We start from the raw sequence: 25334 nt of genomic DNA on the forward strand, positions 1-25334 counted from the left end.
ATTTACCCCCGGTTAATCAATTACGGGTTGCGGACGTCACCATGCGTGTGCAACTGCTCAAAATTCCACCTTCTTGCTCCTGAAAACAAGTGCGATCAGGCATTGCGGCTGCTGATTCTTTAAGCAATTGATTTTGCTTGCATAAAAAGTTTATATTGGTGACGCTTTTTTAGGCATCGCTAAAAAGATGGATTTTTGTTAGTCGACCCGTAGATATGGCCAGCCAAGACGCCTCGATGGAGCCGGAATTCCAGTCGTATATTGCATGGTCTTCGGAAAGGTCGGCAAACGCTCTGGTTGCAAAATTTCGCACTGCGAAAGGAAAGGCTTTACGGCGCCGAGGTTTTTGAGGATGCTTTGCTTCGCACTTGCAGCATACGCGTCGCGCAAACCGCATTTTGGAGATCATGCGCTTAATGGCCTTGCCGGAAAGTTCCTATGAACGACTGCGCGCCGCCGACTGCGCCGACGAGATTGCCTATGTGCAGGCCTGCCTGCGGTTGTATTTCTCTGGCGCGGCGGCCTCGGCCGTCGATGTGTCGACGCCGGACCTTTCCGCCACCGCCGTCGCCGACATCGCCAGGCTGAACAAGGTTGCCGTCTTCGTTCTGAAGGCGTTGTCGCGCGCCCCGGCGGGCGAAAGGCCGGTAGAGCTTTTCCAGTGGCTCGATACCTATCGCCGGCGGACGGTTTCGATGAATGCCGCCTGCCTCATGGATTCGATGGCCATCCACCAGGCGCTGCGCGACAGGCAGATCGATTTCGTCTTTCTGAAAGGTCCGTTCCAGCAGCATCTGCTCTACGACGACCATTTCATGAAGCCTTCGGGCGATGTCGACATACTGGTTTCCCCGGCCGGGTTCGCGAGAGCGCGCGATGCGCTGCGCTCGATCGGCTACGAGGTTGCTGGCAAGTCACGTTCCGTCTGGTGGGTCCGTTTTCTTGGCGAACAGCACATGATCCGCGGCAACGGGCCGTCCACGGTCGATCTTCACTATCGGCTCCAGCAGCCCGGCTCGCCCAGTCCGCGCGATGCCGACGGCTTCCTGCGGCGCAAACGGCTGGTCGAGATCACCGGGACCGAAGTGCCGTTCACCTCGGTCGCCGACACGCTGATGCTGTCCTGCATCAGCGTCGCCAAGGCACTCTTCAACCGCGAACCCTGCGCCGGCTATGTCTGCGATATCAGGGCCAGCGCCAACCGTCTCGACGAGGCCGATCAGCAGCGTGTGCTCGATGCGGCGGTGAGCCAGGGGCTGGACGATACGCTGCTGCTCGGCCTGCGCGCCGCCGATGTGCTGCTGGGCGGCACCGGCACGCTTTTGTCGGAGCGGGCCAAGCCGATCCTGTCGCGCATCGGCAATGAGGACCTGCTCAACATGGTCATCGCGCCATGGTTGTCGTCCTTGCGATGGCCGCAGCGGCGCACGGTGTTGTGGGAATTGTGCGGCAGGGCTCCCGTCCGCTACCTGGCCGAAGCCGGCTGGGCAGCGTCGGCGGACATCAGCCGCCGTATCTTCGAGCGGCCGGCCAGTCCGTGATGGCTGTCGCGTCGCAATACGTACAGGGCGAGGGCATATCGGAACCTGTGCAAGAGGCAAAACCCATGTCGATGACGAAATCCGAGGTCTGCGTGATCATCGCGGCCAAAAATGCGGGGCGCACGATCGCGGTCGCCATCGCATCCGCGTTGCGCGAGCCTGAGGTGGCGGAGGTCGTCGTCGTCGACGACGGCTCGACCGACAATACGGCCGAGATCGCCCGTTCCGCCGACGACGGCAGCGGCCGGCTTAAGGTCATGCGCCTTGACGTCAATCGCGGCCCCTCCTTCGCCCGCAATGCCGCGATCGCCGGGTCGAAAGCGCCTTTCATCAGCATTCTGGACGCCGACGACTTCTTCCTCGAGGGCCGGTTCCGCAACCTGTTTGCCGCCTCCGATTGGGATTTCGCGGCCGACAACATCATGCTCATCAGGGATGATGCGACGAGCGACGCAACCAAGATCGTCGCCCCCGATTTTGCCGCCGATCCGGAATTCCTCGACTTCGAGCGCTTCGTCGAAGGCAACATCTCCAGGCGCCGCGTGCAGAGAGGCGAGCTTGGCTTCCTGAAGCCGGTGATCAGCCGCGCCTTCCTCGACCGGCACCGATTGCGCTACGACGAGAGCCTGCGGCTGGGCGAGGATTATGAGCTCTACGCCCGCGCGGTCGCCTTGGGAGCCCGGTTCAAGGTCATCCGCTCCTGCGGCTACGGCGCCATTGTGCGCGCCGATTCGCTCAGCGGTCGCCACAAGACGCAGGACCTGAAACGGCTGGCCGACGCCGATCTGGCGCTGCTGGCGATCGACAGCCTGCCGGAAGGCTCCAAGGCGGTGCTGCGGCGGCACGAGCGGCATGTCCGCAACAAATACCGGCTGCGCAATTTCCTCGACGTGAAGGCCGAGCGTGGGCTGGCTTCGGCGGCGGCCTATGCCTTCGCCAGCCAATCCAACCTGGTTCCCATCGTCCACGGCGTGGCTTCCGACAAGCTCGAGGCGCTGTTTCGCCGTGTTGGCCTTGTCTCCGGGCACAAGCATGTGCCGCCGCTGCGTTTCCTGATGGCCGGGACCAGCGCGGGCAAGGAGCGGTAAGGGACTGGGAATGCCCGGTTCACCCGCCAACGGCACACTCACCGCGCAAAGCATTTCCACCGGATTTATGAGTTTACGAATTGGGTGGTTGCCTCTCGGCTCCAGGGATGGCAGTCTATGTTGCGGTGCAGCAAAACGAACGACCAACCGAACTGGCCCCCGATCGGATTGGTCCGAAGTCTCTCCCATCGGTGGAGTTGGACGATGCGGTACACGTTTTTCAGCCCCGGTTGCGGGGATCGGCCAGTAGCCCGGCATGCAAGCCGGCGATGACAGGAATTTAAGCCATGGCCTCGATATTCGGCTTCAGATCAAGGGATCCGGCCCGCGACCGGCAGGCCGACATTGCGCGCCTCGACCGGCTGGCGAAGCTGTTCGAGCAGATTGCAGCCGAGATCGAGGCCGAGAAGACCGGCCTGGAGAGCCGCTATCGAAAGACGGCGACCAACGCCGCCTTTCTCGTCGAAGCCATGGAGAACGGCTCCGCTTCCGACAGGCGCTCATCCGAGGTTAGCGCGCTGACGCAGTCGATCCTGAATTGCGAGCGCCGCATCGCGGCGCTGTCGCGCCAGAACGGCATGATGAAGGAACTCCGCCATTCGCTGGATTTGGTCTTCGACGAGGATGGGGCGTCCGATTCGGCTACCACGGTCGATTTCGCAAGGCCCGCGGGCGCCGGTCGGGCGTGACGATGAGGGCGTGGGGGCTACTTCAAAGGCATGATGCAAGCTTCAAAGGTATGATGCAGACAGGAGAGGGAATTCGGGAGGGTCAAAGAGAAGGCCAAGGTTGGCCCGTTTGGAAGCGGTTCAAACGTCGACTTTGGGTTGGGGACGCACAGCACAAAGGTAAGTTTGGTATGAATTCGGATCCGAAAACCACGTCCACGACAGCAATTGACGCAACGTCCTTCTCGCATGAGACCCGGCAAGCCGACCTGAGGCGGTTGGGCTTGATCGGCGGGCTGTTGCTGACTGCTCTCGGCAGCCTCTTTGCGGCTCCCGCCCATGCGCAGGATATCCAGTCCGCCCCCTCTTTCGTCGATGATTTCAAAAGCTTCGATCGCTCGCGCTGGTATGTTTCCGACGGCTGGAACAACGGCAGCCATCAGAATTGCACGTGGTCGAAGGGACTTGTCGCACTTTCCGACGGCGTGCTGTCGCTTGGCTTCGAAAAGCAGAAGCTGAAGGATCGCGAGTTCGCCTGCGGCGAGATCCAGACCAAGCAGCGCTTCGGCTACGGCACCTACGAGGCGCGGCTGAAGACCGACACCGGTCCCGGCCTCAACGCGGCTTTCTTTTCCTATATCGGCCCGTCCGATAAGCAGCCCTGGGACGAAATCGACTTCGAGATCCTGACCAAGGACACCTCCAAGGTGCAGGGCAACGCCTATATCGCCGGCAAGGGCAAGAACGAGAAGCTGATCGAGGTGCCGGGTGGCACCGACAAGGCCTTCAACGACTACGCCTTCGTCTGGCAGAAGGACAGTTTGCGCTGGTACGTCAATGGCGAGCTGGTGAACACCATCACCGATCCGGCGAAGCTGCCCAGCCATGCGCAGAAGATCTTCTTCAGCCTTTGGGGCAGCGACACCATGAAAGGCTGGATGGGCGCGTTCGCTGATCCGGGCCGCAAGCTTTCGCTGCAGGTCGAACGCGTCGCCTTCACCGCGCTCGGCGATCCATGCCAGTTTCCGGAATCGCTCGTATGCAGCGTAAAAGAGTTGGGGAAGACGAATTGAACCGGCCGGAGCAAAAACGGTTCGCGGCCATGAACAGGAATGAAACCGAATGAACTTGACGGTGTTTGGAATTGGCTATGTCGGCCTCGTGCAGGCGGCAGTGCTTGCCGAGGTCGGTCACCAGGTTGTTTGCGTCGATATCGACGAAAACAAGGTGGAGCGGCTTAACCAGGGCTTCGTCCCGATCTTCGAGCCAGGCCTCGAAAGCATCGTCAGGGAAAATCACGCCGCCGGCCGCATCAAATTCACCACCGATGCGGCCGCCGCCGTCCGGCATGGTGAAATCCAGATGATCGCGGTCGGCACGCCGCCCGGCGAGGACGGTTCGGCCGACCTCAAATACGTGCTGGCGGTCGCCGAGACCATCGGCCGCGAAATGGACAGCGCCAAGATCGTCGTCGGCAAGTCGACCGTGCCGGTCGGCACCTGCGAAAAGGTGAAGGCCAGGATCGCCGAGACGTTGAAGAAGAGAGGGCGCGAGGACCTCAGCTTCGACGTCGCCTCCAACCCGGAATTCCTCAAGGAAGGCTCGGCCGTCGCCGATTGCATGAAGCCGGACCGCATCATCGTCGGCACCTCGAGCGAGGAGACCGAGGCGGTGATGCGCGAGCTCTATGCGCCCTTCAACCGCAACCACGAAAAGATGATCGTGATGGACGTGCGCAGCGCCGAATTCACGAAATATGCCGCCAACTGCATGCTGGCGACCAAGATCAGCTTCATGAACGAGATGGCCAATCTGGCCGAGCAGCTCGGCGCCGACATCGAGGAAGTGCGCAAGGGCATCGGCAGCGACCCGCGCATCGGCTACCACTTCATCTATCCGGGTCTCGGCTATGGCGGCTCGTGCTTTCCCAAGGACGTCCGCGCCTTGATCAAGACCGCCGAGGGCGTCAAGTTCGACGCCAAGCTGCTGCGCGCCGTCGAGGAGCGCAACAACGACCAGAAATCCGTGCTGTTCGACAAGGTGAACCGCTACTTCAAGGGCAGTCTCAAGGGCAAGACCTTCGCGCTTTGGGGCCTGGCCTTCAAGCCCAACACCGACGACATGCGCGAGGCGCCGGCGCGTGTCCTGATGGAAGCGCTGTGGAAGGCCGGTGCGACCGTGCAGGCCTATGATCCCGAGGCGATGCAGGAATGCCAGGCCATCTACGGCCTGCGCGACGATCTGATGCTGTGCGGCACCAAGGAAGCGGCCCTGCGCGGCGCCGATGCGCTGCTCATCGCCACCGAATGGAAGAGTTTTCGAGCCCCGTCCTTCGATGCGCTGAAGGATGCGTTGACCACGCCGGTCATCTTCGACGGCCGCAACCTCTACGACCCCAAGGTCGTGGCGCGCCACGGCATCGAATATCACTCGATCGGCAGAATGGCGGCATGAGACCAGTTGCGGAGAGCCGGAGGCTCAATCTTGCGGGCGCCAATCTTGCGGGCGCGCCCGGCGCGGAAAGGAGTTGTGGCTGATGGTGCTGGACGTAAAGCCCGAGCAAATCACCAGGGATCATTTCGATGTTGTCGCGATCGGTTCCGGCTTTGGCTCGGCCTTCTTCCTGCACGAGTTCGCCAAGCGGCGTAAGGCGCGCATCCTGGTCCTGGAATGGGGCCGGCACAACACGCATGAATGGCAGCTCGGCCAGAACGCCAATACCGACATCGATGACGAGACGACCTACAAGACCGACAATGCAGACAAGCCGTGGAATTACACGATCGGGCTGGGTGGCGGCACCAACTGCTGGTTCGCGCAGACGCCTCGGTTCCACCCCAACGACTTCAGGCTGAAAAGCACCTACGGCATCGGCAATGACTGGCCGATCAGCTATGACGATGTCGAGCCGTTCTACTGCGACGCCGAAGAGATCATGTCGATCTCGGGTGATCCCGACATGGCGGCGATGCTGCCGCGCTCGAAACCGTTTCCGCAACCGCCGCATCGCATGTCGACGCCGGACAAGATGATGAAGGCGGCCCAGCCCGACCAGCATTTCGTCATGCCGACCGCCCGCGCTCGCGTGGCGACAGCACAGCGCAGCTCGTGCTGTGCCAATCTGCGCTGCTGGCTGTGTCCGGCTGACGCCAAATTCACCGTCAACAACGGCTTGATGCATGTCTTCGAGCATCCCGACGTCTCAGTCTGCCTCGGTGCGGAAGTGCGCAGGCTCGACCATGTCGGCGGCACGGTCCGTTCGGTCACCTTCGTCCATGACGGCAACGAATATCAGGTCAGCGGCGATCTCTTCATCCTCGGCGCCAATGCCATCCAGAGCGCCGCGATCATGCTGCGATCCGGCCTGGGAGACGAATTCGTCGGGCGCGGCCTTCACGAATCCTATGGCTGGAATTTCGAGGTCTATCTCGACGGCGTCGACAATTTCGACGGCAGCACCATCACCACCGGCCTGAATTTCGGCCTCTATGACGGTCCGCACCGGTCCGAGCATGCGGCGGCACTGGTCTATTTCGAAAACCGCTGGCAGCACGGGATGCGCGCCGAGAAGGGGCGGTTGCGCCAGACGCTGCCGCTCGTCGTGGTCACTGAAAACCTGCTCGATCATGAGAATTTCGTCACCCTCGACGAGGACGACAATGCGTTTGTTTCCTTCAAGGCACCGTCGGACTACGCGGTCAAGGGCATGGCCCGGGCGCTGGATAAATTGCCTGGGCTGCTTGCCCCGCTGCCGGTCGAACGGCTCTTCGACCGCGGCATCCGGCCAACGGAATCGCATGTCCAGGGCACGCTGAGGATGGGCACCGGCCCCGCCGATTCGGTCATCGACAGCAACATGATCCATCACAGGTTGAGAAACCTGGTTGTCGTCGGCACCAGCACCTATCCGAGCTGCTCCTGCGCCAACCCAAGCCTGACCGCGGCGGCTTTGTCGCTTCGGGCGGCGAGCCGGATCGCGTGAGGGGAGCGGGCCGATGATCGAAGTCACACGGCGCTCGGCATTGGCCATCCTGGCAGGTGGTGTCGCCTCGACCGGCGTAGCCTATGCCGCCGTCTCCTCGTTTTCGGACGAGGATCTGGTCCGCGTCACGCTGGAAAAATATTTCGGCAGGCTGAACATGCGCATCGAGCATCTGCAGCAGTTCGTGCTGGAGTTCCGCAACCGGAATCCGTGGGTCTTTCCAAGCGAGAAATTGAGCGATGCCGTCACTCTGGTGGAGGAGCTCAAATTGGGCGCGGCGCGTCGCCTCCTGCCCCAGCAGAAGCGGGAAGATCTCTTACAGTTCGACCGCTGGGTCGTCGCCGAGTTCCATATGCTGACGGATTACGCCTGGCGCGGTTCGCCTGACGATCCGATCCGGTTCACCGGATGGCACTCCTGCACCAACCCGTTCGCGACGCTTGACCCGCCACAGAGCGCGTGAGGCGCAAATGGCCCCTGATCAGACGAACCAGAATATCAGAATGCGACAAGGATCCGGTTCATGAAAGTCCTCTTTGCCAGCGGCAACGGCTATCCGCCCGAGTTCGGCGGCGGCGTCCAGTCCAGCACGCATCATCTGGCGCAGCAGCTGATCGAACATGGCCATGAAGCGTCGGTGCTCGCCGCTCTGTTCGGCGACGGCATGTTCGGCCTCAAGGCGCGCGCCAAGATGAAACTCTTGCGGCAACCCGCGGTCGTCGACAGCGTTCCCGGTTATCCGGTGATCAGGACATGGTTTCCCTGGGAAGCAGCAGGGTTTGCAGTCAGGAGACAGAAGCCTGACGTCGCGGTGGTCCAGTGCCACAAGTCGGTTCCGCTCGGCAAAGCGCTGGAGGCCGAGGGTGTGCCACTGGTCGTCTATCTCAGAAATGTCGAGTTCCATGAGCTGGGCGGCGATCTGCGCGAATTGCGCTCCGCGCTCTACATTGCCAATTCCGAATTCACCGCACGCACCTACAGCAGGGAATTCGGTATCGAGGCGACGGTGATCCCGCCGACCATCAACCCGACGCAGTACAGCACGCCGACCACGGGCCAGTTCGTCACCCTGATCAACCCCTATGAGGAAAAGGGTTTTGAGCTGGCGGTGCGCATTGCCGGCGCTTGCCCGGAAATCCCGTTCCTGTTCGTCGAAAGCTGGAAGCTGGAGGACGACCATCGCGCGCGCATCGAAGAGACGATCAGGCCACTCGGCAATGTCACGCTGGAGAGCCGCACCAACGACATGAAGACAGTCTATGGCCGCACCAGGATCCTGCTTGCGCCCTCGAAATGGGAGGAGGCCTGGGGCCGTGTGGCGTCAGAGGCCCATTGCAGCGGCATTCCGGTCGTCGGCTCGCGGCGCGGCGGCCTGCCTGAAGCGATCGGCCCTGGCGGCGCGGTGCTCGACTACGACGCGCCGCTCATCGACTGGGTCGCGGCCGTCAGGCAGCTATGGAACGACAACAAGGAATACGAGCGGGTTTCAAGCCTCGCACGCGGCTTTGCGGGGCGCCCGGAGCTCGATCCCGACCGCCAGTTCGTCACCTTCTTCTCGATACTGGACAGGGCGGTGCAGCAACGCGCGCGCCAGGCGGCCTGAAGGGCACGCCGCCGCGCACGTAAATGGCGATGCCGATCAGGCCGGGCGCTTGACCCGGCTTTTCAGCGTCTCGTAGCCGCGGGCACCGAGCAGGGCGCGGGCAAGGGCCTTGGCGGCGCTCTTGCGGCCTGCCTGCGAGTTGACCTGCCGCAGCCTGGCCGGCAGGTTGCGCGCCGCCTGGCCGAGCGCCGGCAGCGACAGCGCATCGGGAAAGCTGACGATGTGCGTTTCGACGCACAGCACCGGCTTGCCCGACAGCTCCGTGATCTTCAGCGCCTGCGCATGCTCGCTTTCGATGAACAGGATGGCGTTGGATTTGCGGTAGAAATCGGCCTTGAAGCTGCCATGCGCGCCAAGCCGCTGGCGCTCCGCCTTGCTCGGCAGGTCGAGCATGATCAGTTGGTCGTATTTGATCTCGTGCTTGGCCAGCCACGCCTCGGTCAGCGCGCGATATTTCTCCAGCCGGCTGGTGACCAGCCAGCCGATCCTGTGGGTCGGGGCATGAAGCGGCCGCGCTTCGCTGAGGAATTTCTCATAGGCCGGACCGTCGTCGTTTTCCGCTTCGGTCGGATCCAGGCACAGCACGCCATCGATGTCGACGCAGCATTGCGCCAGGAATTTGTGGTGCATGAAATTCCACTGGAACATGCGCGGATGCAGGACCACTTCGAAGACGAGGTCGGTTTCCGGGTGCTTCGGCTCCAGGCCGAACACCGCGGCATAGGTGAAATCGCCCTCGATGCCGGCAGCCTCGATACGGGCACGGGCATCGCGCATGGCATTGCCGCCGGCGATGCTGTCGTCGATGACCAGCACCTTGCGCATGTCCGAGACCCTGCGGTCGAGCGCGGCGCGGCGCTTGGTGATGCCTGACGTATAGACCCGGCCTTCCAGGAAGGAGTCCAGGTCGGTCATCGGAATGTTCGCCGCAAGGCTGACCAGCGTCGCCGCCAGCACGCCGCTTCTGGGAACGCCGACCACCAGGTCGATATCGCGCGGCAGCCGGTGAAGGTTGCCGACGATCGTGTCGTTCATGTCGGAGATCGATCGGTAGTGCATGAATCAGACCTGATGTTCGTGTGGATGTGGATGGCTCAAAAAGGCGCCGAAATTATTGTGCCTCGCGCGGCGTTGCCGCCGGCTGTCTTGCCGGCAGCATTTTCAGGGCCTCGCGCAAGGCCTCGCGGCCGGATGCGAAGGCCAGCGCGATGACAATGGTGATGAGATAGGCAAGAATGGCGCCGCTGGCCAGGGCGATGACATGCTGCTGCGGCAGCATCGGCTTGATCAGCCAGACCGCCGCCAGCGCCAGATGCGCACCGAGCACGAACGGCGTTGCGGCGCGCAGCACGTGGCTGGCCTGCAGCGGTCCGCTTTTGCCGACATAGAGCCACAGGAACGGCGTGCGCAGATATTCGCTGACCGCATAGGCGATCGCCACGCCGAGCGCGCCATAGGGCAGGCCAATCGCGAAAGCGAGCACCGAGGTTACGGCGGTGATGATGCCCCAGCGCATGAAGTCGCCGGAGCGGCCCTGGCTGACGAAAAGCCAGCCCGCCGGGTTGTTGAGCGGTTGCAGCAGCCCGGCAAAGCCGAGCGCCAGGAAGATCGCGGCGCTTGCGCGCCACTGCTCGCCGAGCACGAAGGGGATCAGCACATCCGACATGGCGGTGGCGAAGGCGACACCGGGCAGCGCCACCAAAAGGATCAGCGGCATGACACGCAGATAGGCGCTGCGGTAGCGGTCCGGCTCGTCCTTCAGCCTGGACAGCGCCGGCACCATGACCTTCGACAGCGGATTGGTGATCTGGCTGAGCGGGAACAGAAGCAGCTTGTAGGCACGGTCGTAAAGGCCGAGTTGCTGCTCGCCCCAATATTTGCCGATCAGCACATTGTCGAGGTTGCGGGCAAAGAAATTGGCGAAGTTGAAGCCGGTGATGCCGGCGCCGAAATTGATCAGCTCGCCGATGCCCGCGACCTTGCGCGGCAGGCCGGGACGCCAGCGCGAGCTTGCCCAGTAGCACAGCGTCGGCAGCACCGCGCCGGTCAGCGTGCCGGCAAACAGCGCCCAGTAGGAACGGTCGATGAAAGTCCAGGCGATCGACACAGTCAGCCCGGCGATGGCGCTGGCGACATCGATGATCGCCAGGCGGCCGAACTGCATGCGCCGCGTCAAAAGCGCCAGATGCTGGGCGCCGAGCCCATAGGCCATGATCTGCAGCCCGAACGCGGCGACCAGCCCGGCCACGCGCGGCTCGCCATAGAAGGCGGCGACCAGCGGTGCCGCACCTGCAAGCACGCAGGCCAGGATGGCGCTGACGGCGACATTGATCCAGAAGAGGTAGTTCACCTCCTCATGCCGGATGCCCGATTTCTGGATCGTCGCCTGGGTCAGGCCGAAATCCTGGAACAGCGCGATGAAGGCCAGCACCGGCGCGCACATCGCCACCACACCGAAATCCTGCGGCGACAAGAGCCGCGACAGCACGATGACGGATATGATCTGTGTCGCGACCCGCACCGATTGCGACATGGCGGTCACCACCGCGCCGCGCCCGACCGATTTGCGCAGCGAGCCTTCTGGCGGATCGAATGGGTTGGCTTCCAAATTCAGGATTCCTGATTTTTGCGCGGATTTCCGACACTCTGAAAATCCACGACCGCCGCCAACCCCAAACTACGGCAATAATTTTGCAGTGCAACAGAAAATGTCCATATCTGCGCCAAAAATGTTGCGATGCAGCAAGAGCTGTACTAGCATCCCTTTGGGTGGGGTCAAACAGCGGTCGAGTTTTCATGCTGCATGTCTTGTACCTGGTGCACGATGTTTCCGATCCGGCGGTTCGCCGACGGATCACAATGCTCAGGACAGGCGGCGCCCGGGTTACCCTGGCGGGCTTCCGCCGCACCGCGACGCCGATTGCCGATATAGAAGGATTGCAGCCGATCGACCTTGGCGCGACGCGTGATGGCCGATTCGCCCAGCGCCTGACGGCGGTGGCGAAAGCGGCGGTTTCGATAGGCTCGAAGCTGAGGGGCATGCCGCGGCCCGACCTCATCATCGCGCGCAATCTGGAAATGCTGGCGCTTGCTCGTCGCGCCAGGTCGACTTTCGGCGCCACGGTGCCGATCGTCTATGAATGCCTCGACATCCACCGTCTGGTGCTCCGCGACGATGTCCTGGGCAAGGCACTGCGCGCCACGGAGCGCCATCTGGCGCGAGACGTGAAGCTGCTGGTGACCAGTTCGCCCGCTTTTATCGCCAATTATTTCAAACCCTTCCGCCAGGTCGCCGCCCCTGTCGAGCTGGTCGAGAACAAATATTTCGAGGCGGCGGCGATCTTGCCCGGCGAGCGTGAGGCGGTGGCAGCGCCTGTCGCCCCGCCATGGCGGATCGGCTGGTTCGGCGCGCTGCGCTGCCGCCGCTCGCTCAAACTGCTGGCCGATTTCACGCGCCACATGGATGGACGTTTCGAAGTCGTGCTGCGCGGTCGTCCGGCGCTCTCCGAATTCCCGGATTTCCATGCCTTCGTCGATGCCGAGCCCTTTCTGTCGTTTCGCGGACCCTACCGTAACCCGGAGGACATGGCGGCGATCTACCAGGACGTCCATTTCTCCTGGGCGATCGATTTCTTCGAAGAGGGACAGAATTCGGAATGGCTGCTGCCCAACCGCCTCTATGAAGGCTGCCGCTTCGGCGCGGTGCCGATCTCGATGGGCCATACGGAAACGGGACGGTTCCTCAGCCAGCAGGACATCGGCATCCTGTTACCCAAGGCGACGCCTGACGCGATCGAATCAGCACTCGGCAAGATGGAGGAGCACCGCTTCGGCAAGCTGAAAGCGCGCGTGCTTGCACACAATCCGAGGACGTGGAGCTACGATCGCAGCGACTGCAGCGCACTGGTCGAAAAACTGCGCCGCCTGACGACCGTGCGCGAACCCCTGGCGACTGGGGCCCTGGCATAGGATGGACATCGCCCGATGACACAAGCGCTTCCCTCCAGCCTGATCGTGATCCCCTGCCTGAACGAGGCAGCCCATATCGGTGCGCTGCTCGGCCAGCTCTGCCCGGCGGCTGAAAGGCTCGGTGCCCGGATCGTCGTCGCCGATGGCGGCAGCACCGACGGCACGCTGGCCATTGTCGAGCAGGTCGCCGCCAAGGATCCGCGCGTTATCTTGCTTCACAACAAGCGGCGCATCCAGAGCGCGGCGATCAATCTCGCCGTCGGCACGTTCGGTGAAGGCGCGGAGTATCTGATCCGCATCGACGCGCATGGCGGCTATCCCGACGACTACTGCGACCGGCTGCTTGAGGAAGCGCTAGCCACGGGTGCCGATTCGGTGGTGGTTTCGATGCTGACCAGCGGCAGCGGCGCCGTGCAGAAATCGGTTGCGGCGGCGCAGAATTCGAAACTCGGCACCGGAGGCTCCAAGCATCGCCACCTCTCCGCCGGAGAGTGGGTCGACCACGGCCATCACGCGCTGATGCGGATATCGGCCTTCGGCGCAGTCGGTGGCTATGACGAAACCTTCAGCCACAATGAGGATGCCGAGCTCGACTACCGGCTGCGGCAGGCCGGCTACAGGATCTGGATGAGCGGCAAGACGCAGATGGTCTATTACCCGCGCGCCTCGCTCAAAGGTCTCTATTTCCAGTATCTCGGCTATGGCCGCGGCCGCGCCAAGAATGTGCTGAAGCACCGCGTCATCCCGAAGGTCCGGCAGATGGTGCCGCTGGCGGTCTTCCCGGTGGTTCTGCTGGCGGCCTTCTCCTTCGTGCACTGGATCGCGGCGGTGCCGCTGCTGATCTGGGCTGCGGTGTGCCTGGGCTACGGCCTGGTGGCGGCCATTCGCCAGCGCAATGCCGATATCGCACTGGCCGGTGTCTCTGCCATGGTCATGCATTTCGGCTGGTCTGTCGGCTTCTGGCTGCAGCTTCTTGGCCTCGGCGCGCGACGTGGGGTGGCGTGATGGCGGTTCAGGCCAGGAACCGCAGCATCGACATCGGCGTGTGCACGTTCCGCCGGACGGAACTGGCCGACACGCTGCGCTCGCTCGCCGCCATGGAGATGCCTGAAGGCTTCGATATCAGCGTCATTGTCGCCGACAATGACGACACGCCGAGCGCGCAGGCGCTGGTGACGGCACTGTCGCAGGAGTTGAAATTGCCGGTCCGCTATCGGCATGCGCCCGCGCGCAACATCTCGGTCGCCCGCAACGCTTGCCTCGATGCCAGCGAGGCGGATTTCCTCGCCTTCATCGACGACGACGAGACTGCCTCCGCCCGTTGGCTGGCCGAACTGGTGGCGACGGCCGAGGAAATCGGTGCAGCAGCCGTGCTCGGCCCGGTGCGGGCGCTTTATCGCCCGGATGCGCCCGAATGGATGCGGCGCGGCGATTTTCACTCGACCTTGCCGGTCTGGGTGCGCGGCGAGATTCGCACCGGCTACACCTGCAACGTCCTGCTGCGCATGGGATCGGACAGCCTGCGCGGCCGTCGCTTCAGCCTGGCGCGCGGTCAGACCGGCGGCGAGGACACCGAATTCTTCGATCAGATGGTCAAGGCCGGGGGCCGCATCGCCTTCGCTCAAGACGCCTGGGTGGAGGAAGTTGTGCCGCGCTCGAGGGCCGCGTTCGACTGGCTCGGCCGCCGCCGTTTTCGCGTCGGCCAGACGCATGGTCACCTCCTGGGCAGCAATACGCGAGGCATCGGGCTGATCAAGCATGTTGGCCTCGCCTCCGCAAAGGCAGCCTTTTGTTTCGCCGCCGCACTTCCCGTCGTCGCCAGCCCGGTGCGCAGGAACCGCAGCGTGCTGCGCGGCATCATGCATATCGGCGTCGTCAGCGGCCTTGTCGGCGTCCGCGAAATCCGCCTCTACGGCCAATCCTCACCTGGGGAAGGAGGCAAGCGTGCAGCCTGACGTCTCCTTCGTTCCCGACGTTTCCGTTGTGATCGCGGCCTACAATGCAGAGGCGACGCTCGACCGGGCGATTGCCAGCGCCATTGCGCAGAAGGGTGTCAGCGTCGAGATCATCGTTGTCGACGATCAGTCGCGCGACGCCACGCTCGATGTGGCTCGGGCCTATCCCGGGGACATCGTGCGCGTCGTCGCCCTAGCCAACAATCGCGGTCCCGGCGGCGCTCGAAATGCCGGGCTCGACGTCGCCCGCGGCAGGTGGATCGCGGTTCTCGATTCCGACGACGCCGTCTTTCCCGGCCGTCTCGCCGCCATGATCGACCGCGCCGAAAAGGCCGATGCCCAGATCGCCGTCGACAATCTCCAGGTCGTCCGCGAGGACGGTGTGGTCGAGGATGCGATGTTCCCGCGGCAGTATCTGGAAGGCCTGCGCGAGATTTCGCTGGCCACCTACATCGCCGGCAACATCGTCTTCGAATCGAAGTTCAACCTCGGCTACCTCAAGCCGATCTTCCAGCGCCGATTCCTGGACGAGAACCGGCTTCGCTATGACGAGAAACTGAGGATCGGCGAGGACTACATCCTGTTTGCCGAAGCCCTGGCCAAGGGCGGCAGATGCGTGGTCGAGCCGGAAATCGGCTACGCCTATCATATTCGCAGCGGCTCCATCTCGCGTGTGCTCGAGCTTCACCATGTCGAAGCGATGCGCAAGGCGGATGCCGTATTCGCTCAAACCCATCGGATGGACGAGGCAGCCCAGGCGGCCTTTGCCCGGCGCGGCCGCAGCCTGCGCAAGGCAGCCTCCTTCCTGGCGATGGTTCAGCACATCAAGGCGCGGTCCCCGCTCAAGGCGATCCGGACGGCGCTCAGCGACCCGGCGGCGGTCAGGCATATGGGGATGCCGATCGCCGTGCGGTTGCGACGAGTAGCGGCACAGTTTGCCGTGGGGGCGGGGAGGTGAAGATGCAGGCACATGGAGGGATTTTTCGTGGCCTGTGAAGGAACTGCAGTCGATCTCCTCAGAAGGAATTTGCGATGAAGAAAATCAGGAAGGCCGTGATACCGGTGGCGGGGCTTGGAACACGGTTCCTGCCGGCGACCAAGTCGATGCCGAAGGAAATGCTTCCCGTCGTCGACAGGCCTGTCGTGCAATATGCGGTGGACGAGGCCTTCGAAGCCGGCATCGAGCACATCGTGTTCGTGACCGGCCGCAACAAGGCGGTCATCGAGGACTATTTCGACCTGCATCCGGAATTGATCGGAACCCTGGAGCAGACCGGCAAGAAGACCCAGCTGGAGGCGCTCGAAAGCATGCTGCCGGTGGCCGGCGCCACCTCCTTCATCCGCCAGCAGTCGCCGCAGGGCCTCGGCCACGCCGTCTGGTGCGCCCGCGAGGTCATCGGCAACGAGCCCTTCGCCCTGCTTTTGCCTGATATGGTCTCCTTCGGCGGGCGCGGATGTCTCGCCGAAACCGTCGACCTTTATGAGCGCACCGGCGGCAACGTCATCGCTGTCGAACGTTGCGATCCGAGCGAGACCAACAAATACGGCATCGTCGGCGCGGCGCCGACATTGGCGGTGGTTTCGAGGTCACGGCCATGGTTGAAAAGCCTGCCCCGGCCAATGCGCCGTCGAATTTCTACATCAACGGCCGCTATATCCTGCAGCCCGAGATCTTCGCGCTGCTGGGCAATCAGCAGCGGGGCGCCGGCAACGAGATCCAGCTGACGGATGCCATGGTCCGCCTGTCGAAGGACCAGCCATTCTTCGCCCAGCCTTTCCTGGGCCGCATGTTCGATTGCGGGTCCAAGGAAGGCTTCATCCAGGCCAACATCGCCTTCGCGCTGGCGCGCAACGACATGAAGGGCCCGGTTTTCGAGATGCTTCAGGAGTTCGTCCGGTCGCATGAACGCCAGGAAGAAGCCGCATAATGCCCATCTTTCGGGAGTATTGCCGGATGGCTGGCGGCGAGGGGCCGACAGGCCCCCGCCGTCTGGCATGAAGCTTGCGTTGCTTCTTGGCAATGCTCCCGACCGTTGAGGCGCGCCTGCAAGCCAAAGCATGATCCCGGAAGTTTCGGAAAAGATCATGCCCAAACAAAGAGATAGAGCCTCAACCCGATGATCGGGAACGCAACAGGCTCTGGGATTGGACCGACGATGAATTATGCCAATTTTCCTCTCGACAAGAGGATGCCACTGCCGAATTCGGACGCAGCAAATGGCGACGACTTCATCGATATCGAGCGGCTGCTCGGCATGGCTGCGCGGCAGGTCAAGGTTGTTGCCGTATGCGCCGCCATCGGTCTTTTCCTGGGCATGCTCTATCTGCAGACAACGCCGCCCAAATATGTGTCAGTCTCAAGCGTGCTGATCGACGAGGGCCTGAACAAGATCGTCGACGATATTTCGGCGGCGTCGACGACCATGCAGACCGATTCCGCCATTCTGAGCCAGATCGAGATCCTGACCTCGACGCGGCTTGCCGCGGTGGTCGTCGACAAGCTCAAACTCGACCAGAACGAAGCGTTCATGAATCCGCCGCAGTCGGCGCTTGCCCGGGGCGTCGGCCTGATCCGCGGCCTGATCCAGTATGTCCACCCCAGCGCGCCCATGCCGGGCATGGGTGACTTCAGCAAGCTCGACCCCGCAACGCGCGATGCGATGATTGCCGCGGCGGGCCGCGACTACGCCATCCTCAAGCTGCAGAACGAGATCCGGGCGGATCGCGTCGGACGAAGCTACGTCATCGCGCTTGGCTATCAGGCGACGGACCCGGGACTGGCGAAAGCCATCACCAAGGCCTATGCCGACGCCTATCTTGCCGATCAGCTCGATGCCAGCTTCGACGCCACCGAGCGTGCGGCGGTCTGGCTGCAGGGCCGGCTGACGGAACTGCGCGAAAGCTCGCAGCAGGCATCGCTAGCAGTCGAGAAATTCAGGGCCGAACACGGCCTGTCCGCCAACAGCGATGGCCAGTTGATGAGCGACAAACAGCTTGCCGACCTCAACGCCCAGCTCATCGTGGCGCAAGCCGACACGGCGCGCGCCAGCGCCCGCTATCAGCAATACAAGTCGATTGTCGAAGGTGGCTCGGACAACGCCTTCAAGGATGCTGCCATATCGGCCGACCAGCCGAGCAGCTCGGTCATTTCGGCGCTCAAGACCCGCTACCTCACCGTCGCCAAGCGGCAGCAGGATGTCGAGGCGAATTTCGGTCCCGATCATCCTCAAGCCGTGGCGCTTGCCAAGGAAAAGGCCGACATATCGGCGCAGATTTTCGGCGAGCTGAAGCAGCTCACCGAAAGCTATCGCAACGAGTATGAGGTGGCGCAGGCCCGCGAGACCGCGCTCAGGGCCAATGTCGCCGCAGCACAGGGCAAGAGTTCCATCGACAACCAGTCGCAGGTCCAGTTGCGCGATCTCGACCAGAAGGCGACAGCGCTCACCACGCTCTATCAGACGTTCCTCGGCCGCTACGAGGAGGCCGCGCAGCAGCAATCCTTCCCGGTCGGCAAGATCCGCATCATCTCGGATGCCTCGACGCCGCTCTCCGCCTCGAGCCCGCGCACCATCATCGTGCTCGGACTGTCGCTCGTGCTCGGCGTGCTGATGGGCGCCGGCTTCGGCGGCCTCAACGAATTCAACGAGCGGTTCTTCCGGACCGGCGAGGAGGTCCGCGACCGCGTCGGCCTCAAATTCCTCGGATACCTGCCGACCGTCGGCAGCAGACCCGCCAAGGAGGACAAGCCGGCCGAGGCTCAGCCGGATGCCAAGGCAGCCAGGTCGCCGGCCGCCATCGAAAGGCGCGCGCGCATGCGGGTCAGCATCGACGCTCCGGCATCGATGTTCGCCGAAACGCTGCGCAGCGCCAAGATCGCCTTCGATGTCGTGATGGAAGGGCAAGGCAGCCGAGTCGTCGGCGTCATCTCGGTGCTTCCCGGCGAAGGCAAGTCGACGGTCGCGGCCAATCTCGCCGGGCTGCTTGCCGCCAATGGCGCCAGGACGCTGCTCATCGACGGTGACTTGCGCAATCCGGGCCTCAGCCGCAGCCTCGGCATGGAGGCCGAGCAGGGCCTGATGGAGGCCGTGGTCAACGGCCAGACCTGGCAATCGGTCGGCAAGATCGACCGGCAGACCAAGCTCGCCATCATCCCCGCCGTGCTGCGCGGCAACTTTTCGCACACCAGCGAGCTCTTGTCCTCAGCCGGAATGCGGCGCTTCATCGAGAACGCCAAGGAGACCTTCGAATACATCGTCGTCGATCTGCCGCCGCTCGGGCCGGTGGTCGACGCCAAGGCCTTCGCCCCGTTGGTCGATGGCTTCGTGCTGGTCACCGAATGGGGCCGCACGCCACGCGCCATGGTGCGGTCGATGCTGGAATCCGAACCCTACGTCGCCAACAAGATCGTCGGCGCGGTACTGAACAAGGTCGACCTGAAGAAGCTCGCCAGATACGGATCGTTCGGCGCTTCGGAGAAATTCTTCGACAAATATTCGACCTACTATCTCGACAAGTCCGAAGTGCGCAGCAAGGCAACGGTCTAGGCAGCGGCTACCTGGATTTCCGCCTTGACGGAATTGGCGATGAAGCACCGTTCATGCGCCAATGTTGGAATCCCGGCGACCTGCCGCGCGTCAGTCGCGCGATAGGGACAGTCCCGCGAGAAGCGGCGCGTACGCGGCGAGCCTGCGGGATACGAACTCGGTGAAGAGCCGCACGCGCTTTGTCTTGCGTGTCTCACCCTGTGTGAGAAGCCAAACCGTTCCGTATATGTGCAGGTCGGTACCCGGCACCCTCACCAGCAGGGGGTCGGCATCGCCGATGAAGCACGGCAGTGTCGTCATCCCGAGCCCTTGCCGTACAGCAACGATCTGCGCCTCGCCGTCCGTGACCCTGAACGGAACTTCGGCGGTGCGAACCTCACCCTCACTGGCCCATTGCGGGATTCCATGAATGCTTATGACGATCCAGCGGATGGGGTCAGGCGCGCCCGCACGCCATGCGGCCAGTCGATCCCGGGACATGTAGACGCCGCCGAACAGCTCCGGCCCCTTCAGGCCGTGAAGATTGAGCGGCAGGGTTTTGCGGTCGTAGACGACGCGGATCGCCACGTCGGCCTCTCGGTTGGTCAGATTTGCCAGCTCGCCGGACGACAGGATTTCTATCTCGATATCCGGATGCAGACGCGCGAAATCGGCGAAGTCCGGCATGAGCAGGTTTGTCGCGAGGGTCGGTGCCAGCGTCACGCGCAGAAGCCCGCGCACGCTCTGGTCGCGACCGAAGACGCGCGTCTCCAGCTGGAGCGACGACGCTTCCATCTGGTCCGCGAGCTCGAGGACCTCCTCGCCCGCAGCCGTCAGGCGGTAGCCCGAAGGCAGCTTTTCGAACATGTGCGCCCCGAGGCGTTCCTCGAGCTGGGCGATGCGTCGCAGCACGGTTGAATGATTCACCCCGAGGCGCGTGGCGGCAGCCCGCACCGAGCCTCCGCGCGCGACGGCGAGAAAGTAGCGAACGTCATCCCAGTCGATCATGGTGCAATCCCGCACCGCGCGGTGCGCCTTCCAAAGCCCGTGTCCAACACATCGAACAGCATCTCGTATGTGGGTGGCGCGGGGCGGTTATCATAGCCCATGCCAACAAGCGCGGCCTAATCCTAAATGGCGGAACCTTATCGTCGCGGCTGCCGTTAATAGCCGTACCGGATCGATTTCGCACCACCGATGTGCGCGCTTCCTCACTCAACGCCTGACCTCAGCAGACCCATCTTCAAGGTCTCGGGGCTTTCCCGAATGACCAAGGCGGAAGCCTGGAAGGATGCACGTCATGACCAGATTGAATGGAAAGACCGCCGTCATCACCGGCGGCGCCACCGGCATCGGCCGCGCCGCGCGCAAAGCGATTCATCGAGGAGGGCGCCTTCGTCTTCATCTTCGGCCGCCGACAGGAAGCGCTCGACGCCGCTGTGGCGGACCTCGGGCCCAATGCCCGCGCAGTGAAAGGCTCGGTCTCGGATGAGGCCGACCTCGACCGGCTGTACGCGGCGGTGAAGGCCGAGCGCGGAAGCCTCGACATCGTCTTCGCCAATGCCGGGGCCGGAGGCCGCTTCCGCTCGGCCGGATCACCGCCGAGCACATTGACGAAACCTTCGACACCAATGTGAAGGGTACGATTTTCACGGTCCAGAAGGCGTTGCCGCTGATGGGCCCGGGCGCTTCGATCATCCTGACCGGATCGAGCGCCGGCACCACGGGCGCCCCGGGTTTCACTGCCTACAGCGCGAGCAAGGCGGCAGTGCGCAATCTTGCGCGGACCTGGGCGGAGGACCTGAAGGGCACCGGCATCCGGGTCAACGTGTTGTCGCCCGGGGCGACGGCGACCGAACTCGCCAAGGAAGCGCTGGGCGAGGAGGGCCAGAAGGCCTACGGCGCGATGACTCCGCTCCAGCGCATGGCCGATCCCGCGGAGATCGCGGCGGTGGCGGCCTTTCTCGCATCGTCGGACAGCAGCTTCATGACCGCCAGTGAGGTCGCCGTCGACGGCGGCCTGGCACAACTCTGACCCCGGCGAGGGCCACGCTTCTCAAACTTTACGAAAACCAAAACACACGACCAAAGGCGAAAGATTATGAAAAAACTCGAAGGTAAGGTTGCCGTCATCACAGGCGGAAGCAGCGGGATTGGCTTGGCGACGGCCAAGCGCTTTGTAGAAGAAGGTGCACACGTCGTAATCACTGGGCGACGAGAGAAAGAGCTGAAGGAGGCCGCAGCCTTCATCACGAGAAACGTTACGACGGTCGTCGGCGACGTGTCGCGCTTGGAAGATCTGGACCGGCTCTATGCCATCGTGAAAGAGAAACATGGCCACATCGACGTTCTCTTCGCGAACGCCGGCGCAGGGACAATCGCACCGCTCGCAGCAGCTACTGAGGCCCACTTCGATCAGACCTTCGACGTGAACGTGAAGGGGCTGTTCTTCACGGTGCAGAAGGCCCTTCCCCTCTTCAAAGACGGCGGTTCGATTATTCTGAATTCTTCGGTTTCGAACGTGTTGGGGTTGCCGGGGTTTAGCACATACGCCGCGAGTAAGGCGGCAGTGCGCAACTTCTCGCGCGCTTGGACTCTAGAGCTGAAAGACCGAAAAATCCGAGTGAATACGATGAGCCCCGGAGCCATCGAGACCCCCGCCTTGGAGACAACGACGGGCCTTACCCCTGAGCAAGCCGAGCAAGCGGTCGCCCAGTTTGCTGCACAGATCCCAATGGGTCGCAGGGGCAAACCAGAGGAAATCGCGGCTGCTGTCACGTTCCTCGCCTCCGATGATAGTTCTTACATCACCGGTGTGGATCTCGCCGTCGACGGAGGCATGGCGCAGGTCTGAGCCCGGCGCGGTCCCGTGGCTGGCCCTTCAACCCCGCCAGTAGTGATCCCGCTTCTCAAACTTTAGCTCCAACACAAGATTAGGAGAAACATTGTGAGCTACGCAATTATCGGCTTCGGCAATATCGGCAAGGCCCTGGCCAAGGCGTTCGCACGCAAGGGCATCGACGTGTCCGTTGCAACCACGCGCGACCCGGAAAGCTTTGCAGCCGATGCCGCCGCGTTCGGGCCCACGATCATTCCCAAAAAGCTGGCGGATGCGGTCAAGGCGGACATCATCTTTTTGGCTGTTCGTTTCGAGTCGCACCCTGATGTCGCGAAGGCGCTCGCCACCTGGCAGGGGAAGACCATCGTCGATGTGACCAATGCCTACGGCGTGCCTCCTGAAAAATTGGGGGGGACAGCCGTCTTCCAAGTTCGTCGCACAGGCATTTTCTGGTGCAAAACTGGTCAAGGGCTTCAACCATCTGGTCGCTGCCGTCCTTGATCAGGATCCGGCCCTACATAGTGGCAGAAGAGTCGTATTTCTGGCGAGCGACGATGACGCTGCCGCAGCGGAGATTGCTGCGCTCGCGGAAAAGCTCGGTTTCTCGCCGATCAAACTTGGCGGGCTTTCGGAAGGTGGGCTGCTGGTCCATGCGCGCGGAAATAGCTGGGGTCAGTTGATCTTTAAGGACCTGGTCAAGTTCGACGGATGAGCACGACGTGCCAACAGGCAGGCCCACGATACACGGATCGGGTCGAGCAATATCCGACCCAGGCGAAATGGAGAAATTCCCATGAGTATCGAGAAGAACATCCAGACCGTGAAGGACTTCTTCGCCGCGATCGGCAGCGGCGACAAGGAGGCTCTGTTGGCGCTGGTCGCCGAAGACATCGAGTGGATCATCCCGGGCGAGGACTGGCCGCTGGCCGGAACGCGCCACGGACACGCCGGGCTGGCGGATTTGCTTGAGACGGCATCCAAGTCGATAGAAACGTCCACCGAACCCCGGGAATTCGTAGCGCAGGGGGACCGGGTGCTGGTCGTCGGCTCCGCTAGGGGGAAGATCAAAGCCACGAACAAGACGTTCGAGGACGACTGGATCTTCGCCATCACAGTCCGGCACGGCAGGCTGACCACCATCCGGGAATACGTCGATACACAAGCACTGGCGCGCGCCGCGCGGATGGACGCGCCCGGGCGCTCGTCTAATGCCCAACCGTAAAGGAGATTCCGATGTACGACCAATCCAAGCTATCCGAGTTGATCCGGTTCGCACGTGTAGATGCGGGCTCCACAGTCATTGACGTCTACCCAGGCGACGGCGATTGGACGCGCCTGTTCTCCGACATCGTGGGCCCCGGAGGTCGGGTCTACAGCTTCGTGCCGGCCGAAGTTGCCGACTTCAAGAACGATCCGGTTGGCCGCATGCGGACGCTCGCGAAGGAGCCGGGCCGAGAGAATGTCGAAGCCGTCTCGGCGGACCTCGTCGCGATGCCGGAGGTCACGCAGCCAGCGGATGTCCTGTGGCTGCACCTGTTCTACCACGACCTCCACACCGTGCTGATTCAGAAGAAGGGTGCGACGGCGGCCGACTTCAATCGAGCTGTCTACAAGCGGCTGAAGCCCGGTGGGTCCTACGTCATCGTCGACCACGCCGCCGCCGCTGGGTCGGGCACGAGCGACACCCAGGCGCTGCATCGGATCGACCCTGCCTCCGTTCGCGAGGAGGTGGAGGCGGCCGGCTTCGTACTGGACGCGGAAAGCACAGCGCTCGCGAACAAGGACGATCCGCGCTCGATCAAGGTCTTCGATCCCTCGATCAAGGGCGAGACCGATCGCTTCGCGTATCGGTTCGTGAAGCCCTGACACGTTCCGGCGCCGAATTCATGTCGACCTCCATGATGGCAGCGTCAATGGATCTTTCCGTGCAGAGCTGGAGGTCGTCTACCAGACAGCAGGCGTGGCGGCGCCATCGCCTGATCAGGTTTTGCACGGCCTGGAGGCCGACGCCCCGGACCTGATGCCGGCAGGAACGAACACGAATTTCCTCAACCGGACGATGGCGTCTAAGCGGCCTTGAGCCGGTAGCGGAAGACGGTGTGGTCGAGCAGCAGCCGGATGCGCGGTTCGGCCTCGGTCGCGACCAGCCAGCTTGCCGCGATCATGGTCGCGGCGACGACTGCCATCGACAGGAGATAAGGCACTCCGGCACGGACCATCGGCCCAAGCATTGCCGCGCCGACGACGTCGTGGATCAGGTAGAGCGGATAGGTCATCAGGCCGATCCGGCGCCAGCCGCTCCAGCTGAGGTCGAGCCGCAGCGACCATGCCATCAAGGCAATCGCGACGAGGAAGATCAGGATTGGCGGTGCATAGGGCATCACCGCATTGACCTTGACGCTGTGGAGGTCGACGGAACTGGCGATCTGCAGCACGCCACCCCCGAGGAACAGCAGGCAGAAGCCAAGGCGAGGGACCGTTAGCGCCTTGAACCGCATCAGCCACAGCAGCACGCCAACGGCGAAGAAGCAGCCATGATGCACCAGGGTGAGCTGCAGCCAGCGCGTCTCGGCAAAGTCGGCCAAGCCAAGCGGATAGTAGAGGCACCAGAACAGCGTGCTGACCAGGCCGATGGCGATAGCAACGGCCTCCATCAGATGGAAGCGGCCAAGCTGCAGCAGGACCCAGACGATGGCATAGAAGGCGATCTCGATGCCGAGTGTCCAATAGACGCTGTCCACCCAGGGACCGTAGGGCGCGAACAGGCCGGTGCGGACCAGCCTGACCGCCGCGTCGGTCGGCCAGCTCAGGCCGATCAGCAGCAACAGCACGGCGGTGATGGGCGCGCAGATCCAGACCGCCGGCGCCAGCCGTTTGACCCTGGCCTCGAAAAACCGCAGCGGCGTCGATTTTTCGGCGCTGAAAGCGATGACAAAGCCGCTGATGACGAAGAAGATCTCGACGCCAACCCAGCCTGACCCGACCCAGGCGCCTATACCAGGCTGCGGGGGAACACCACCCGTGGCCTGCGCCGAGATGCCATCGGGATAAGCCCACACCCAGAAGCCATAATGGTAGACCATCACAAGCACGGCGGCGAGAAACCGCAATATGTCGACGCCGCCAAACGTAATTTTCTGCTGAGCCATACCGCACCGTCGGATGG

The 25334-nt window shown here is 62.9% G+C and carries 20 protein-coding genes and 3 pseudogenes; 19 read left to right on the forward strand and 4 right to left on the reverse strand.

Annotated features, from left to right (window positions below; all coding sequences use genetic code 11):
- Positions 1-416 precede the first annotated feature (416 nt).
- From HB778_RS17930 to HB778_RS17965, 8 genes are all read left to right on the forward strand, one after another.
- The gene (locus HB778_RS17930; protein ID WP_183455685.1) at positions 417-1541 is read left to right on the forward strand and encodes a nucleotidyltransferase family protein; all 1125 of its coding nucleotides are present in this window, start codon (positions 417-419) and stop codon (positions 1539-1541) included.
- A 65-nt stretch (positions 1542-1606) separates the two neighbouring features.
- Positions 1607-2629, forward strand: a complete 1023-nt coding sequence (locus HB778_RS17935) for a glycosyltransferase family 2 protein (RefSeq protein ID WP_183455687.1) — start codon at positions 1607-1609, stop codon at positions 2627-2629.
- A 287-nt stretch (positions 2630-2916) separates the two neighbouring features.
- The gene (locus HB778_RS17940) at positions 2917-3318 is read left to right on the forward strand and encodes a hypothetical protein (protein ID WP_183455689.1); all 402 of its coding nucleotides are present in this window, start codon (positions 2917-2919) and stop codon (positions 3316-3318) included.
- Positions 3319-3488: 170 nt separating this feature from the next.
- A complete protein-coding gene (locus tag HB778_RS17945) occupies positions 3489-4370 on the forward strand; it encodes a family 16 glycosylhydrolase (RefSeq protein WP_183455691.1) in 882 nt (293 codons plus the stop codon).
- Between the two features lie 49 nt (positions 4371-4419).
- Positions 4420-5751: a UDP-glucose dehydrogenase family protein gene (locus HB778_RS17950; protein WP_183455694.1), complete on the forward strand. Its 1332-nt coding sequence runs from the start codon at positions 4420-4422 to the stop codon at positions 5749-5751.
- A gap of 82 nt (positions 5752-5833) precedes the next feature.
- Positions 5834-7279 carry a GMC oxidoreductase gene (locus HB778_RS17955; RefSeq protein ID WP_183455695.1) on the forward strand — a complete coding sequence of 482 codons (1446 nt, stop codon included), beginning with the start codon at positions 5834-5836 and terminating at the stop codon, positions 7277-7279.
- A 13-nt stretch (positions 7280-7292) separates the two neighbouring features.
- A complete protein-coding gene (locus tag HB778_RS17960) occupies positions 7293-7742 on the forward strand; it encodes a hypothetical protein (protein ID WP_183455697.1) in 450 nt (149 codons plus the stop codon).
- Between the two features lie 60 nt (positions 7743-7802).
- On the forward strand, positions 7803-8882 hold the full coding sequence (locus HB778_RS17965) for a glycosyltransferase (RefSeq protein WP_183455699.1): 1080 nt from the start codon (positions 7803-7805) through the stop codon (positions 8880-8882).
- Positions 8883-8918: 36 nt separating this feature from the next.
- On the opposite strand, the gene HB778_RS17970 is transcribed toward HB778_RS17965, so the two are convergent.
- Both HB778_RS17970 and HB778_RS17975 read right to left on the reverse strand, forming a co-directional pair.
- The gene (locus HB778_RS17970; protein WP_183455701.1) at positions 8919-9941 is read right to left on the reverse strand and encodes a phosphoribosyltransferase family protein; all 1023 of its coding nucleotides are present in this window, start codon (positions 9939-9941) and stop codon (positions 8919-8921) included.
- A gap of 52 nt (positions 9942-9993) precedes the next feature.
- A complete protein-coding gene (locus HB778_RS17975) occupies positions 9994-11490 on the reverse strand; it encodes a lipopolysaccharide biosynthesis protein (protein WP_183455703.1) in 1497 nt (498 codons plus the stop codon).
- A 188-nt stretch (positions 11491-11678) separates the two neighbouring features.
- Between HB778_RS17975 and HB778_RS17980 the strand changes: the two genes are divergently transcribed.
- From HB778_RS17980 to HB778_RS18005, 6 genes and pseudogenes are all read left to right on the forward strand, one after another.
- Complete coding sequence (locus HB778_RS17980) at positions 11679-12851, forward strand: glycosyl transferase family 1 (protein WP_183455705.1); 1173 nt, start codon at positions 11679-11681, stop codon at positions 12849-12851.
- 15 nt (positions 12852-12866) lie between these two features.
- Positions 12867-13856 (forward strand): glycosyltransferase family 2 protein, encoded by a 990-nt coding sequence (locus tag HB778_RS17985; RefSeq protein ID WP_183455707.1) that lies wholly within the window; start codon positions 12867-12869, stop codon positions 13854-13856.
- Positions 13856-14806, forward strand: coding sequence for a glycosyltransferase (locus HB778_RS17990; RefSeq protein ID WP_183455709.1), 951 nt, complete (start codon positions 13856-13858; stop codon positions 14804-14806). Before HB778_RS17985 ends, HB778_RS17990 begins: the two co-directional genes overlap by 1 nt.
- Entirely contained in the window at positions 14796-15764 is a 969-nt protein-coding gene (locus tag HB778_RS17995; RefSeq protein WP_183455711.1) for a glycosyltransferase family 2 protein, read from the forward strand. The genes HB778_RS17990 and HB778_RS17995 overlap by 11 nt, the downstream gene beginning before the upstream one ends.
- Positions 15765-15838: 74 nt before the next feature.
- A pseudogene (locus tag HB778_RS18000) lies at positions 15839-16734 on the forward strand (UTP--glucose-1-phosphate uridylyltransferase).
- Positions 16735-16962: 228 nt separating this feature from the next.
- Positions 16963-19350: a polysaccharide biosynthesis tyrosine autokinase gene (locus HB778_RS18005; protein ID WP_183455713.1), complete on the forward strand. Its 2388-nt coding sequence runs from the start codon at positions 16963-16965 to the stop codon at positions 19348-19350.
- A 90-nt stretch (positions 19351-19440) separates the two neighbouring features.
- On the opposite strand, the gene HB778_RS18010 is transcribed toward HB778_RS18005, so the two are convergent.
- A complete protein-coding gene (locus tag HB778_RS18010) occupies positions 19441-20337 on the reverse strand; it encodes a LysR family transcriptional regulator (RefSeq protein ID WP_183455715.1) in 897 nt (298 codons plus the stop codon).
- A gap of 292 nt (positions 20338-20629) precedes the next feature.
- Here HB778_RS18010 and HB778_RS18015 point away from each other — a divergent pair.
- The 5 genes and pseudogenes from HB778_RS18015 to HB778_RS18035 all read left to right on the forward strand — a co-directional run bounded on the left by HB778_RS18015 (position 20630) and on the right by HB778_RS18035 (position 24034).
- Positions 20630-21364: pseudogene (locus tag HB778_RS18015) on the forward strand (SDR family NAD(P)-dependent oxidoreductase).
- Between the two features lie 66 nt (positions 21365-21430).
- Positions 21431-22183, forward strand: coding sequence for an SDR family NAD(P)-dependent oxidoreductase (locus HB778_RS18020; protein ID WP_183455717.1), 753 nt, complete (start codon positions 21431-21433; stop codon positions 22181-22183).
- Positions 22184-22276: 93 nt separating this feature from the next.
- Positions 22277-22880, forward strand: a pseudogene (locus tag HB778_RS18025) (NADPH-dependent F420 reductase).
- An 81-nt stretch (positions 22881-22961) separates the two neighbouring features.
- Positions 22962-23390, forward strand: coding sequence for a nuclear transport factor 2 family protein (locus HB778_RS18030; RefSeq protein ID WP_183455719.1), 429 nt, complete (start codon positions 22962-22964; stop codon positions 23388-23390).
- A gap of 11 nt (positions 23391-23401) precedes the next feature.
- Positions 23402-24034 (forward strand): class I SAM-dependent methyltransferase, encoded by a 633-nt coding sequence (locus tag HB778_RS18035; protein ID WP_183455721.1) that lies wholly within the window; start codon positions 23402-23404, stop codon positions 24032-24034.
- A gap of 200 nt (positions 24035-24234) precedes the next feature.
- On the opposite strand, the gene HB778_RS18040 is transcribed toward HB778_RS18035, so the two are convergent.
- Positions 24235-25317: an acyltransferase family protein gene (locus HB778_RS18040; protein ID WP_183455723.1), complete on the reverse strand. Its 1083-nt coding sequence runs from the start codon at positions 25315-25317 to the stop codon at positions 24235-24237.
- Between the last annotated feature and the right edge of the window lie 17 nt (positions 25318-25334).

Origin of the sequence: Mesorhizobium huakuii, from assembly GCF_014189455.1 — a bacterium.
GTDB classification, from domain to species: domain Bacteria; phylum Pseudomonadota; class Alphaproteobacteria; order Rhizobiales; family Rhizobiaceae; genus Mesorhizobium; species Mesorhizobium huakuii_A.